Here is a 13,069-nt window from a genome sequence, read left to right as displayed (position 1 = left end):
CCGGGGGGCGGCCGGGGGGTGGGGGGGGGCGCCCCGGGGGGTGGGGGGGGGCGCCCCCCCCCGGCCCCGCGCCGAGCGGCGAGATCCTTGGACAATTCATCAGTCTCGATTGCCCCCGGCACGTGCCACCGCGCAGGAACCTCCTATCACCCGTCTCGGAACGGGATCGCGGCGCGGGAGCCATCGCGCCCACCCGGCTGGTGACACGACACCGACGCGGAACCAATCCCGCCGCGCGGCCCCAGCCGCGCGATACGAAAGCGGCGGCTTGGGCCGCCGCACTCCAAAGCCGGCTTCGCCATTTGAGTCGGGGGCAATCCCCCGGTCACGCGACGCAATGCGATACTGTCGCGGAATTCATCGGGCTGTGCCCAGTGTTGGTGAGCGCTGGCGGCGCTCGTTCGGGCGGAATGTATACATTGTCGTGCGTGGGCGGTTTGCGAGGTCGGCTCGTGCTTGTTCGGCGGGTTGGCGGAGGCCGATGCCGCATCGTGCACGCGACGAACGGTTCGATGCCGGGGGTGCCGGTCGCCCAGGTATCCCCACTTGACAGTGGTGGAGGTGCTCATTAGGATGGTTGTATACAACCAACGAGACAGGCACGACGGGAGGGCTGACGCGCGTGCGCCGGGTGGCGCGGCGCGTAGCAGCGAGCGGGTGAGCAGCGCCGACGTGTACCAGCAGCTCCGGCAGCTCATCCTCGGCGGGGTGTACCGTCCGGGGGAGCGGCTGGTCGAGGAGAACATCGCGCAGCGGCTGGGTGTGAGCCGGACGCCGGTCCGCCAGGCGCTGACGATGCTTGAGGCCGAGGGGCTTGTCGAGATCGTCCGGCATCGCGGGGCGACGGTCTGCGCCTTCGGCATCGACGACGTGTGGAATCTCTACGACCTGCGTGCCGTGCTCGAGGCCCACGCAGCCGCACGCGCGGCCACGCGGATCACCGAGGCGGAGCTGGAGCGGATGCAGGAGCTGGCCTCGCAGATGGAGCACCTGAGCGAGGAGCCGCGCGCCAGTCGCGATGAGGAGGCGCGCCTGCTCGTGCAGTACAACCAGGAGTTCCACGAGATCGTCATCAAGGCCAGCCGGAACCCGCACCTCGACAAGCTCGTCCGCCGCACCGTCGAGGTGCCACTCGTGTTCAAGTCCTTCTTCTGGTACGGCCCGCAGGAGCGCGCCATCTCCAACTACTACCACCGTCAGATCCTGCGTGCGCTGCGGGAGCGCGATGCCGCGCGGGCGGAGATCGTCATGCGCGAGCACATCTACGGGGGGCGAGACTTCGTGATCCAGAAGCTGAAGGAAGAGATGCCATGACCGTGGCAGAGCGCCCGTTGGCCGGGGTGCGGGTGATCGAGATGGGGGTCCTGCTGGCCGGACCCTTCTGCGGCCAGCTCCTGGCCGACTTCGGGGCCGAGGTGATCAAGGTCGAGGCGCCCGGCGTGGGCGACCCGATGCGCGCCTGGGGCCAGCACCGGAAGGACGGCCGCTCCCTCTGGTGGCCGGTGATCGCGCGCAACAAGAAGTCGATCACGCTCAACCTGCGCGAGCCGGAGGGGCAGGAGATCGCGCGGCGCCTGATCGCCACCGCCGACATCCTGGTGGAGAACTTCCGGCCGGGCACGCTGGAGCGCTGGGGGCTGGGCTGGGATCGGCTCAGCGAGATCAACCCGAAGCTCATCATGGTCCGCGTCTCGGGTTACGGCCAGACCGGCCCGTACAGCCAGCGGGCCGGGTTCGGGGTCATCGGCGAGGCCATGGGCGGGCTGCGGAACGTCACCGGCTACCCCGATCGGCCGCCGACGCGAGTCGGGATCAGTATCGGTGACTCGCTGGCCGCCACCTTCGGCGCGCTGGGAGCCCTGGTCGCGCTCCACCACCGCGACGTCAACGGCGGGCGGGGACAGGTCGTTGACGTCGGCATCTACGAGGCCGTGCTGGCCATGATGGAGAGCACCATCCCGGAGTACGCCCTCACCGGCTACATCCGCGGGCGCACCGGCTCGACGATCCCGGGCGTGGCCCCCTCGAACATCTACCCGACGAAGGACGGGGACTACGTCCTGATCGCCGGGAACGCCGACAACGTCTTCCGGCGGCTGTCCGAGGCGATCGGCCACCCGGAGTGGCCCGACGACCCGCGCTTCGCCACCCACCAGGCGCGCGGCGAGCATATGGAGGAGTTGGACGGCATGATCGCCGACTGGACTCGCCAGCGGAGCGCCGAGGAGATCCTGACCACCATGCACGAGGCGGGGGTTCCGGCCGGGAAGGTCTACACCGCCAAGGACATGATGGAGGATCCGCAGTTCGCGGCGCGGGAGAACATCGTCTGGGTGGAAGACCCGGAGATCGGCCCGATCCCGATGCAGAACGTGGTGCCGCGGCTGAGCGAGACGCCGGGGGCCGTGCGCAGCACCGGCCCGGCCCTCGGCCAGCACAACGCCGAGATCTACGGCGACCTGCTCGGGATCAGCCCGGAGGAGCAGGCGAGCCTGCAGGAGCGGGGGGTGATCTGATGCGGGTGACGATCGTTGAGGTCGGTCCCCGCGACGGCCTCCAGAACGAGGCGACGATCCTCGAGCCGGCGGTGCGCGCAGAGCTGTGCGACCGGCTGGCGGCGGCCGGGCTGCCGCGCATCGAGGCCGCCAGCTTCGTCAACCCCAAGCGGGTGCCGCAGATGGCCGGTGCCGAGGAAGTGTTGGCGGCGACCCAGCGTCGCCCGGGGACGATCTACGCCGGGCTCGTGCTCAACGAGCGGGGCTACGAGCGGGCCGTGGCGGCAGGGGTGGACGAGATCCACTACGCCTTCCCCGTGACCGACACCTTCGGGCTGCGCAACCAGAACGCGACCGTGGCCGACTCGGTGGCGCTGGCCGGGCGGCTGGTCGCCCGCGTGCGGGAAGACGGCCTGCGCATCAGCGTGACGCTCAGCGTCGCCTTCGGCTGCCCCTTCGAGGGGCGGGTCGAGCCGCAGCGGGTGCTGCAGATCGCCGAGCAGGTGCAGGCGGCCGGGCCGGACGAGATCATCCTGGCCGACACCATCGGCGTGGGTGTGCCCCGGCAGGTGCGGGAGTTGGTCGAGGGTACGCGCGCCCTCGGCGCCACCGTCGGGTGCCACTTTCACAACACACGCAATACCGGGATCGCGAACGCGCTGGCGGCGGTCGAGTCGGGGGCCATGATCCTCGACGCGTCCGTCGGCGGCACCGGTGGCTGTCCCTTCGCGCCCCGCGCCACCGGCAACATCGCGACCGAGGATCTCGTCTACCTCCTCCACGGGATGGGGTACGAGACGGGGATCGATTTGCAGGCGCTCATCGCCTGCGCGGAGTGGCTGGCCGAGCGCTTGGGACGGGAGCTGCCCGGCCAGGTCTATCGAGCCGGAGGGTTCGCGCCGGTCGCTGGGTAGGCCGGCGGGGGACCGGGGAGCTGACGGCCGACATCCGTCAGGGAAAGTGGAGATGGGCTCGTGGCGTACAACGTAGCTGTGGACGTGGGGGGCACCTTCACCGACGTCCTCCTCTTCAACGAAGAGACTGGGGAGTTGATCCAGGGCAAGGTGCTCTCCACGCCGGAAGACCCCTCGAAAGGCATCGTTACCGGGATTCAGGCGGTCTGCGAGCGGGCCGGGATCGGGTTCTCGGACCTGCACCTCCACTTCCACGGCACGACCGTCGTGACCAACATGATTCTGACCAGCACCGGTTCCCGGGTGGGACTGCTCACGACGAAGGGCCACGAGCAGATCCTGCACCTGGCACGTGCCTGGACGCCGGGGCCGCTCTACGGCTGGATGACGCTGGTCAAGCCCGATCCGCCGGCCGACCCAACCGACACGATCGGGATCACCGAGCGCATCGCCGCCGACGGCACGGTATTGCAGCCGCTCGACGAGGAGGAGGTCCGCGCGGCGATCCGGACGCTGGTCGACCGCGGCGTTGAGGCGCTCGCCATCGGCTTCCTCAACTCGTACATCAACCCCGCGCACGAGCGCCGCGCCCGCGAGATCGCGCGTGAGCTGTATCCGGACCTCTCGGTGTCGATCTCCTCCGACATGGGGCAGGAGTACGGCGAGTACGAGCGGACGCTGACCACGGTGGTGAACACTGCCGTGCGCCCGCGCACGATGCACTACATGCGGAACTTCGCCTCCTCGATCGGCGAGAAGGGGTTCGGCGGCACGCTCGCCGTCGTCCGTTCCGACGGCGGCAACATGAGCACCGAGGCGGTCATCGATCGCCCGATCCAGATCGCGCTCTCGGGTCCGTCGGGCGGTGTGACCGGCTCGGCTTACCTGGCGCGCGTGATCGGCGTGCCCGACGTGCTCACGCTCGACATGGGCGGGACGAGCACCGACGTCTCGCTGGTGCTCGGCGGGGAGACGATCATCCGCCGGGAGATCCAGCTCGGCTACTACCAGTTCAAGGTGCCGGCGGTGGACGTGCAGAGCGTCGGGGCCGGCGGGGGCTCGATCGCCTTCCTGTCCACCAGTGGCGCGCTGCAGGTCGGCCCGGCCAGCGCCGGGGCTGATCCCGGCCCGGCCTGCTACGGCCGCGGCGGAACCCAGCCGACCGTGACCGACGCCAACGTGGTCCTGCACCGCATCCCGCCCGGGGTGGCGCTCGGCGGCACGCTGAAACTGGACGAGGACGCCGCGCGGCGCGCGGTCAAGACCATCGCCGACCCGCTGGGCATGAGCGTGGAAGAGGCGGCCTCCGCGATCCTGGACATCGTCAACGAGAACATGCACGCCGCGCTGCGGGTGGTGAGCGTCGAGCGCGGCCACGACCCGCGCCGCTTCGCGCTGATCGCCTTCGGCGGGGCGGGGCCGATGCACGCCAACGCGCTGGGTCGCCTGATCCACTCGCGCTCGGTGATCGTGCCGCCCAGCCCCGGCGTGATGAGCGCCTTCGGCTTCCTCACGTCGAACATTCAAAACGAGTTCGCCGAGACGTACCTGCGCGTCGCCGAGGAGACGCCGGGATCGGAGCTGGCCGCGACGGTGCAGCGCCTGATCGCCCAGGCGAACGAGTGGCTCGACAGCGAGGGCGTGCCGGAGGACCGGAAGGCCTTCGATCTCTACGCCGATTGCCGCTACTACCTGCAGAACATCCAGATCCCCTGCCGCTTCGATCTGGCGGAGATCGTGGACGGTGAGGCCTGCACCTTCTTGCGCGAGCGGTTCGAGCAGGCGCACCGGCAGCGCTACAACTTCGACCTGCCCGACTCGCCGCTGGAGATCGCGACGATCCGGGTGGTCGGCCGCGGCACGATCCGAGGTGTGAGCCTCACGGCGAGCACCAACGGCCGGGCTTCCGGGGACGCGCCGGTCCAGCGGCACGAGCAGGTCTACTTCAACGGCACCTGGATGGACACCGGAATCTACGACCGCGCCAACCTGCTCCCGGGCCACGTGCTGGCCGGTCCGGCGATCGTCATCCAGCACGACACCACGACCGTCATCGAGCCGGGCTACACCGGGACTGTGGACGCCTACGGCAACATCCTGATCGAGGAGGCATAGGCGAGATGGTGCTGCACGAGAAGCCGCTGCCGGACTTCGTCCGCGAGCACAACATCGACCAGGTCACGCTCGACATCATCGAGAACGCGCTGAAGAACATCCGCTACGAGATGGACCGGGTCCTGGTGACCACGGCGGTGAGCCCGATCATCCGTGAGCAGGCGGACGAGTTTCCCCTGATCGCCGATCGGAAGGGCCGCATGATCGTCGGGCAGTTCGGCAGCCCGGTCGACACGGTTCTGGCCCACTCGCCCTATCGGGTCGAGGACCTCAAGGACGGCGACGTCATCGCGACCAACGACCCGTACATGATGGACGGCTCCACGTCCCATCTGCCCGACATCCTGCTGGTGCGCCCGATCTTCTACGACGGCGACCACATCGGCTATGCCCTCCAGTGGGGCAACCTGATGGATGTCGGCGGCAGCACCGCCGGGAGCATCCCCATCGACGCCCGCTCGATCTATGAAGAGGGCGTGCGCATGCCGCCGGTCAAGCTCTACGACGGCGGCAAACTCAATGAGGATGTCCTGCGTTTCTTCTGCCACAACTCGCGCACCCCGCGCGAAACGCGGGCGGACATCATGGCCATCGCCGCCGGGACGGCCGCGGGTGCCCAGCGGGTCAAGGACATCTGCGACCGCTTCGGCAAGGATACGTACCTCGAGGCCTGCGACGCGCTCCTCGACCGGACCCGCCGCAGCGTGATCGAGCTGATCCGCAAGTACATCCCGGAGGGCCAGCGCTTCGAGTTCGAGGACTACACCGACGACGACGGCCTCGGCAATGGGCCGATCAAGCTGAAGCTGGCGATGTGGCGGGAAGGCGACACCCTGAACCTGGACTGGACCGGGACCGACGCGCAGGTGCCGGGGCCGGTGAACTTCCTGCTCAACAAGCGGATGTTCCAGATGTTCGCCGGGGTGTTCCTGATCTCCGCCTTCGACCCGACCATCCTGTTCAACGACGGCTACGAGGACATCATCAACGTCACCATCCCCGAGGGGAGCGTGCTGCAGCCGAAGGATCCGGCGCCGCTCTCGAACCGGCTGGTGGTGATGGCGCGTCTGTTCGACGTGCTCGGCGCGGTCTACGCCAAGGCGATCGGCTTCCAGGTCTCCGGCTCCTACGGCACCAGCCCGAACTTCGTGTACTCCGGCGTCAAGCCGACGGGTGAGCCGTTCCAGACGATGGAGATCCTCTACGGCGGGATCCCGGCGATCATGGGCAAGGACGGCCTGGACGGGCACTCCTGGTGGCCCGAGTTCCTGGCCGTGCCCGCGGAGTACATGGAGACCTACTACCCGCTGATCGTCGAGGAGTACCGTGCCCGCATCGACAGCGGTGGCGCGGGGCTCTACCGCGGCGGCTGCGGCATCAAGAAGGTCTACCGCTTCCTCGCCGACGGACGGATCACCTACCAGGACGACCGCTACCACACCTATCCCTACGGCGTGGGCGGCGGCAAGCCGGGCGCGTCGTCGAAGAAGACCCTCATCCGCGCCAACGGCGAGACGGTCGAACTGCCGTCCAAAGTGCGCGACGTCCCGGTCTTTGCGGGCGACCGGCTCATCTTCGAGACGGCCGGCGCCGGCGGGGTCGGCGACCCGCTGGAACGGGACCCGGAGCTGGTCGCCAAGGATGTGCGCTGGAACCTGGTCAGCCGCGAGGCCGCACGGCGTGACTACGGCGTGGTCCTGAAGGACGACGGCTCGGTCGACGCCGCTGCGACCGAGGCGGAACGGGCGAAGATCCGCGCGACCCGCGGGCCGCTGCCGGAGTTCGACCACGGCGACCTCCCGCCGCTCGAAGAGCTGAGCCGGATCGTCGCCGCGACGCGCCGCTCCTTCAACGAGTGGCTCTCCCACGAGCTCGGCCGGACACGCCTCAACGGGGTGAGCTAGGCCGGCTGAACGGCGACTGTGGAGTGCGGCGGCTCAGGCCGCCGCTTTGGTATGGCGCGGGATCAGCCGCGCGGGAGTGGGGACACGGGATGGGTGGTGAGAGGGTTCCACCGCTCGGCATGTGCCCGGGGCTCAAGCCGCCGGGCACAAACCTCGATGCGAGATCCTCCGGGGCTGGTTCTGTGCGTGGCGCTGGGTAGCAGGGGATGTGTCCGCGCTGTCCAGTCTTGACGTAAACTACCTGCACACGACGCCGTTTTCCCACCGCTCGCTGACCTGGAGGGAACCCATGCCACACACGCTCGCGGAGAAGATCCTCCTGGCCCACAGCGACGTCGCCGACCTGGCGCCTGGGGACATCGTCATGGTCCGCTGCGACCTCGTCATGGCGAACGACGTTTCAGGCCCGGTCGCCTTCCGCATGATGGAGAAGATGGGCGCCAGCACCGTCTTCGACCCGGCGAAGATTGTGATGGTCGCCGATCATTTCGCCCCGGCCAAGGACGCCCGCTCGGCCGACTTGCAGCGCCAGTTGAAAGAATGGTCCGACCGGCACGGCGTGACCTACTACGGGCAGGGGAGGGGCGGCATCGAGCACACCGTGCTGGTGGAGGACGGCTGGATCGTCCCCGGTTCGGTCATTGCCGGGGGCGACTCGCACACCTGCACCTACGGCGCCCTCGGCGCCTTCGGTTCCGGGCTGGGCTCGACCGACATCGCCGCCTGCCTCGTCTTCGGCAGCTTCTGGCAGACGGTCCCGGCGACGATCGAGGTGACGTTCACCGGCAGCAAGCGCCCCTTCGTGACCGGCAAGGACCTCATCCTGGCCGTGATCGACGCGATCGGCGTTGGCGGCGGGACGAACACGGTGCTGGAGTTCGTCGGCCCGGGCGCGGCGGCGCTCAGCATCGACGAGCGGCTGGCGGTCGCCAACATGGCGGTCGAGGCCGGGGCCGAGACCGGCCTCTTCCCGGCGGACGAGGTCACCGCCGCCTATCTGTCCGGGCGCACGAATCGGCCCTGGCAGCCGGAGCGCTCGGACCCGGATGCGTCGTTCGCCCGCCGGGTGCGGATCGACCTCGACGGTGTGCCGCCGCTGATCGCGCAGCCCCACTCGCCGGGCAACGTCGTGCCGGTGGCCGAGGCCGCTGGGCGGAAGATCGATCAGGTGTACATCGGCAACTGCGCCAACGGCACCATCACCGACCTGCGGCAGGCGGCGTCGATCCTGGCCGGCAACCGGGTGCACCCGGACGTCCGGGCCATCATCGTGCCCGCGTCGCAGAAGGTCTACCGCCAGGCGCTGGCGGAGGGGCTGATCGACCAGTTCGTCGCGGCGGGCGCGATTGTCTCCACCCCCACCTGCGGCGCCTGCTTCGGCGGGCACATGGGCGTGCTGGCGGCCGGGGAGCGTGCCGTGGCCACCACCAACCGCAACTTCAAGGGGCGCATGGGCTCGTCCGACGCCGAGGTCTACCTGGCGAACGCCTACGTCGCCGCGGCGGCGGCCGTCGCCGGGGAGATCATCGAGCCCAGCGCGGTCGCGGAGGGAGTGCCGGCATGATTCTGGAAGGCGCCGCCGTCGTTATCCGGCAGGACAACATCGACACCGACGTGCTCTACCCTGGCTCGTACCTCAACATCGCCGACCCCGAGCAGATGAAGCCGTACCTGTTCGAGGGGCTGGACCCGAGCCTGCGCGACCAGCTCGGCAGGCCGACGATCCTGGTCGTGGGCGAGAACTTCGGCACCGGCTCGTCGCGTGAGCACGTGCCGCACGCGATGCTCGCCTGGGGCATCCGCTGCGTGCTCGGCAAGAGCTTCGCCCGCATCTTCTACCGCAACTGCATCAATCTGGGTCTGCCCGCTATCGTCTGCCCCGAGGCGGTCGATGCCGCCGAGCCGGGAGTAACCGTGCGCATCGACACCGACACCGGGACGGTGCACGTGGGCGACGCGACCTTCCAGGCCGTGCCGCTGCCGTCCTTCATGCGGGACATGCTCGCCTCCGGCGGCCTGGTCGACTGGGCGCGTCGCCGCCTGGCCGAGGCGGGGTAGGGCGGGGTATTGGCATGCGGCGGCTCAGGCCGCCGCGTTGGTATGGCGCGGATTGCTGTCCTGGGGCCGCGGTGGGTGGCGTAAGGATCCCCGCGCTGTCGCATGTGTCCAGGGGCGGGTGGCGTGAAGGATCCGGCGCCGCGGCAGGTGCCCGGGGCTAAAGCCGCCGGGCTCACAATGTAAGCCGGCTGAAGCCGGCTGGGGGATTTGGAGTGCGACGGCCTGAGCCGCCGCATGGGATGTCGCGGAACCGGGTTGCAATCACGGCCCATGCATACCGAGGATGGGGTGGTGTAAGGATCCCCGCGCCGAGGCAGGTGCCCGGGGCTAAAGCCGCCGGGCTGAAGCGGGGCAAGCCCACTGAAGGGGCTGTAATGGCGATATCCCGGCGTGCCCGGTTCGGCCACCGCTCGGCCCCAGGGTTCTCAGCCGGCTTCAGCCGGCTTTCAATGTGAGCCCGGCGGCTTCAGCCCCGGGCACGCACCACCCACGCAGTCCCGTCGCACACGACCGGCCCCGGTCGGGGTAAGATGGAAGAGGGCCGCTAGCGGTTCGTGCTGCGGGTGGTTCCGATTGGGGTGCGAGGCGCGGTCCGGCGCGTATGCTATTGGTGAACCGCCGCACCTACGTTACACTCTTTGCTGCGGCGCGCGGCCCGCGGGGCGTCCGGGGGCACCGGACGCTGTCCCGTTAGGGAGGGCGGGATGCCCGTTTACCCTGCCGCTGGCTGTGCTCTTGCGATCGATGCATGCACGGTGGTCGGCCGGTCTCGGCGGGCCGTGCGCGACCATGCAGCGGGAGCGGAGAGAGGGAGCGTAGATGGTACTGGCGCGGTTTCTGCCCCGTGATGCGCAGTTCTTCACCCTCTTCCGCGAAGCCGCGGCCAACGCTGTCGAGACCGCCGAGGTACTCGCCGACATGCTCGCCACGATGGAGGACGTGGACCGCAAGGCCCGACGCCTGCGCGACCTCGAGCATCGGGGCGACGAGATCACCCACCAGGTTTTCCACTCCCTCAACAGCACCTTCGTTACACCGATTGACCGGGAAGACATCCGCGACCTTGCCAGTCAGATCGACGATTTCGTCGACTACATCGAAGAAGCAGGCCGGCGCATTCACCTCTACCGGATTGCCGAGCGCAACGACCGGGCGACGCTCTTCGGCAAGGTGTTATTGGAGCAGGCGCAGATCCTCGCCGAGGCGGTCCCGCGGCTGGAGCATTCCAAGGAGCGGGACCGCGTTCTGCGCTATACGGTCGAGATCAACCGGCTGGAGAACGAGGCGGACGACGCGCTGAGCCAGGCGCTCGCCGTCCTCTACGATGGCGTTGAGGATATCCCTGCCCTCATCAAAGCGATCCGCTGGGGCGAGTTGTACCAGTTGCTCGAGGACGCGACCGATCGCGCCGAGAGCGTGGCGAACACGATGGAGGGAATCGTACTCAAGAATGCCTGATCAGGCTCTCATGGCGTTGATCGTCGTCGTCGCCCTCGCCCTGGTCTTCGACTTCATCAATGGGTTCCATGACACGGCGAACGCCATCGCCACGTCGGTGGCGACGCGGGTGCTCACCCCGGCCAAAGCGGTCGCCATGGCGGCCATCCTCAACGTCGTGGGCGCGCTGACGGGCACTGCGGTGGCCAACACGGTTGGCCGGGGGATCGTGCCTCCGGAAGTGGCCACCCAGCTCCTCGTGATCTCGGCACTGATCTCGGCGATCACCTGGAACCTCGTCACGTGGTACTTCGGCATCCCCTCCAGTTCAAGTCACGCCCTGATCTTCTCGATCGTCGGCGCGGGCATCGCCGCAGCCGGCTTTGAGTCGATCATCGTCAGTGGGCTGACCCGCACCTTCGAGGGGCTCTTCTTCTCGCCGTTGTTCGGCTTCCTGGGCGCCTTCGCGCTGATGGTGCTCCTGTTCTGGATCTTCGCGCGGGTGCGGCCCAGTGTAGTCTCTCGCATTTTCGGGCGGCTCCAGGTGCTCTCGGCCGCATACATGGCCTACAGCCACGGTCTGGGCGACGCGCAGAAGACGATGGGCGTGATCACCATGGCACTCGCCAGCTACTACGGCTGGACGGGTGACGAGTGGTCTGTGCCGCTCTGGGTGATTCTGGCGGCGGCTGGTGCGATGGGGGCGGGCACCGCGATCGGGGGTTGGCGCATCATCGAGACGATGGGGCTGAAGGTGGTCGAGTTGCGGCCGATCCACGGCTTCGCCGCCGAGACCGCAGCTGCGACGGTGATCGAGGTTGCCAGCCGCTTCGGCATACCGGTCTCGACCACGCACGTCATCTCCACGGCCATCATGGGTGTCGGCTCGACGCGGCGCCTGTCCGCCGTGCGCTGGGGCATTGCCGGGCGGATCGTCTCCGCCTGGGTGATCACCCTCCCCGTCTGCACCATCCTCGGCTGGCTGGTCTACTCCGCGCTCCACCTGATCACCGGCGCGCAGTGAGGAACGGCGCACGTCATGCGTCAAGCTCCCCTCTCCCCTGGTGGGCTCCGTCCGAGAGGGGCCGGGGGTGAGGGGGACGCATGACGCATGACGTATGACGCACGACGCGTGACGTCACTCACCGCCGCTTTTGCATCAGGATCCCGTGCCGGTTGCGGCCGTAGTAGTTGCGGAGGTCGGCGACCGGGATGTACCCGGCGCGCCGGTAGAGTTCCTGCGCTCCGGTGTTCTTGTCCTCCACCATGAGCGTCACGTTGGGGGCGCCGAGCACCTCCTCCGCCGTCTGGAGGAGGAACGCGCCGATGCCGCGGCGGCGGAAGTCGGGGTCCACACACAGGTTGAGGATGCGGGTGCGGTCGCCGTTGCGGTCGGCGACGACGCAGCCGGCGATGCGCCCCTCGGCCCAGGCGACGAGGATCTGCGCCCGCGGCCAGAGGTAGAGGGCGAAGAGCGTAGCGATGCCGTAGGCCTGGCCCTCGCTGAAGCAGCGGCGCTGGAGGGCGTGGAGCGCGGGTAGGTCGCGCAGGCTCGCCAGCGCGATCTCCACGCGCGCCGTACCGGTATCGACGCTGCGCACGATCTCTATCGCTCGCCCCGCCACCTTGTGCTCCCTGCCTTCAGGCCACGCGCTCCATGGCCACCGTGGCACCGCACGCCCGATTATAGTCCCGTCACTCCCGGGCGTGGTCGGCAGACCGGCCCCGGCGGTAGGTTCGGGTTTGTGAGTAGACCCCGCTGGCGCCGAAACCGAGCACGATCGCAGCCAGTACGACGCGCACGCCCGGTGCGATCTGCGGCCAGATGGTCAGTGCCTCTGCCAATGCCGCGACCAGCGCCCCGGCGACGACCGCCGCGGGCGTGGCCCATTGCGACGGCATGCCGAGCCGCTTCAGGCCCTCCACGACCAGCGGCACCAATACCACCGCCGGTACGCCGAGCAGCACGATGCCGTTGGCGAAGTCGCTCGCACCGTCCATGGTCGTTTCCTTTCATCCGATGTGCGTTGGAACGTGGGTGTCGCACCGCATCCCACACGAGTTCTCCCCTCTCCCAACGTTGGGAGAGGGGGCGGGGGTGGGGGCGGCCCCGGGCGCCGCCCCCCCCCAGGCGCGTATACACATA

Annotated in this window: 11 protein-coding genes; 9 read left to right on the top strand and 2 right to left on the bottom strand. The window is 69.0% G+C overall.

The window, feature by feature from the left end:
* Positions 1-657 precede the first annotated feature (657 nt).
* From IRZ30_RS11135 to IRZ30_RS11095, 9 genes are all read left to right on the top strand, one after another.
* Entirely contained in the window at positions 658-1,314 is a 657-nt protein-coding gene (locus IRZ30_RS11135) for a GntR family transcriptional regulator (protein WP_294085169.1), read from the top strand.
* Positions 1,311-2,516: a CoA transferase gene (locus IRZ30_RS11130; protein WP_294085168.1), complete on the top strand. Its 1,206-nt coding sequence runs from the start codon at positions 1,311-1,313 to the stop codon at positions 2,514-2,516. Before IRZ30_RS11135 ends, IRZ30_RS11130 begins: the two co-directional genes overlap by 4 nt.
* Positions 2,516-3,409 carry a hydroxymethylglutaryl-CoA lyase gene (locus tag IRZ30_RS11125; RefSeq protein ID WP_294085167.1) on the top strand — a complete coding sequence of 298 codons (894 nt, stop codon included), beginning with the start codon at positions 2,516-2,518 and terminating at the stop codon, positions 3,407-3,409. Before IRZ30_RS11130 ends, IRZ30_RS11125 begins: the two co-directional genes overlap by 1 nt.
* Positions 3,410-3,469: 60 nt before the next feature.
* Positions 3,470-5,524 carry a hydantoinase/oxoprolinase family protein gene (locus IRZ30_RS11120; protein WP_294085166.1) on the top strand — a complete coding sequence of 685 codons (2,055 nt, stop codon included), beginning with the start codon at positions 3,470-3,472 and terminating at the stop codon, positions 5,522-5,524.
* Between the two features lie 5 nt (positions 5,525-5,529).
* Positions 5,530-7,428: a hydantoinase B/oxoprolinase family protein gene (locus IRZ30_RS11115; RefSeq protein WP_294085165.1), complete on the top strand. Its 1,899-nt coding sequence runs from the start codon at positions 5,530-5,532 to the stop codon at positions 7,426-7,428.
* A 289-nt stretch (positions 7,429-7,717) separates the two neighbouring features.
* Positions 7,718-8,992 carry a 3-isopropylmalate dehydratase large subunit gene (locus IRZ30_RS11110; protein ID WP_294085164.1) on the top strand — a complete coding sequence of 425 codons (1,275 nt, stop codon included), beginning with the start codon at positions 7,718-7,720 and terminating at the stop codon, positions 8,990-8,992.
* Entirely contained in the window at positions 8,989-9,486 is a 498-nt protein-coding gene (leuD, locus tag IRZ30_RS11105) for a 3-isopropylmalate dehydratase small subunit (RefSeq protein WP_294085162.1), read from the top strand. Before IRZ30_RS11110 ends, leuD begins: the two co-directional genes overlap by 4 nt.
* A gap of 819 nt (positions 9,487-10,305) precedes the next feature.
* Entirely contained in the window at positions 10,306-10,944 is a 639-nt protein-coding gene (locus IRZ30_RS11100) for a DUF47 family protein (protein WP_294085160.1), read from the top strand.
* Positions 10,937-11,947 (top strand): inorganic phosphate transporter, encoded by a 1,011-nt coding sequence (locus tag IRZ30_RS11095; protein ID WP_294085158.1) that lies wholly within the window; start codon positions 10,937-10,939, stop codon positions 11,945-11,947. The genes IRZ30_RS11100 and IRZ30_RS11095 overlap by 8 nt, the downstream gene beginning before the upstream one ends.
* Positions 11,948-12,065: 118 nt before the next feature.
* Here the strand turns inward: IRZ30_RS11095 and IRZ30_RS11090 are convergent, their stop codons facing one another.
* Together IRZ30_RS11090 and IRZ30_RS11085 are read right to left on the bottom strand one after the other, a co-directional pair.
* Positions 12,066-12,548, bottom strand: coding sequence for an N-acetyltransferase (locus tag IRZ30_RS11090; protein WP_294085156.1), 483 nt, complete (start codon positions 12,546-12,548; stop codon positions 12,066-12,068).
* A 70-nt stretch (positions 12,549-12,618) separates the two neighbouring features.
* Positions 12,619-12,924: a hypothetical protein gene (locus tag IRZ30_RS11085; protein WP_294085155.1), complete on the bottom strand. Its 306-nt coding sequence runs from the start codon at positions 12,922-12,924 to the stop codon at positions 12,619-12,621.
* Between the last annotated feature and the right edge of the window lie 145 nt (positions 12,925-13,069).

This window comes from Sphaerobacter sp. (assembly GCF_019683595.1).
Taxonomy (GTDB): domain Bacteria; phylum Chloroflexota; class Chloroflexia; order Thermomicrobiales; family Thermomicrobiaceae; genus Sphaerobacter.
This window is presented reverse-complemented; position numbering and strand designations above follow the sequence as displayed.

Bases quoted from the DNA above. Each gene is read 5' to 3' on its own strand.
- IRZ30_RS11130 (WP_294085168.1), top strand. From the start codon at position 1,311: ATGACCGTGGCAGAGCGCCCGTTGGCCGGGGTGCGGGTGATCGAGATG.
- IRZ30_RS11125 (WP_294085167.1), top strand. From the start codon at position 2,516: ATGCGGGTGACGATCGTTGAGGTCGGTCCCCGCGACGGCCTCCAGAAC.
- IRZ30_RS11115 (WP_294085165.1), top strand. From the start codon at position 5,530: ATGGTGCTGCACGAGAAGCCGCTGCCGGACTTCGTCCGCGAGCACAAC.
- IRZ30_RS11110 (WP_294085164.1), top strand. From the start codon at position 7,718: ATGCCACACACGCTCGCGGAGAAGATCCTCCTGGCCCACAGCGACGTC.
- leuD (WP_294085162.1), top strand. From the start codon at position 8,989: ATGATTCTGGAAGGCGCCGCCGTCGTTATCCGGCAGGACAACATCGAC.
- IRZ30_RS11100 (WP_294085160.1), top strand. From the start codon at position 10,306: ATGGTACTGGCGCGGTTTCTGCCCCGTGATGCGCAGTTCTTCACCCTC.
- IRZ30_RS11095 (WP_294085158.1), top strand. From the start codon at position 10,937: ATGCCTGATCAGGCTCTCATGGCGTTGATCGTCGTCGTCGCCCTCGCC.
- IRZ30_RS11085 (WP_294085155.1), bottom strand. From the start codon at position 12,924: ATGGACGGTGCGAGCGACTTCGCCAACGGCATCGTGCTGCTCGGCGTA.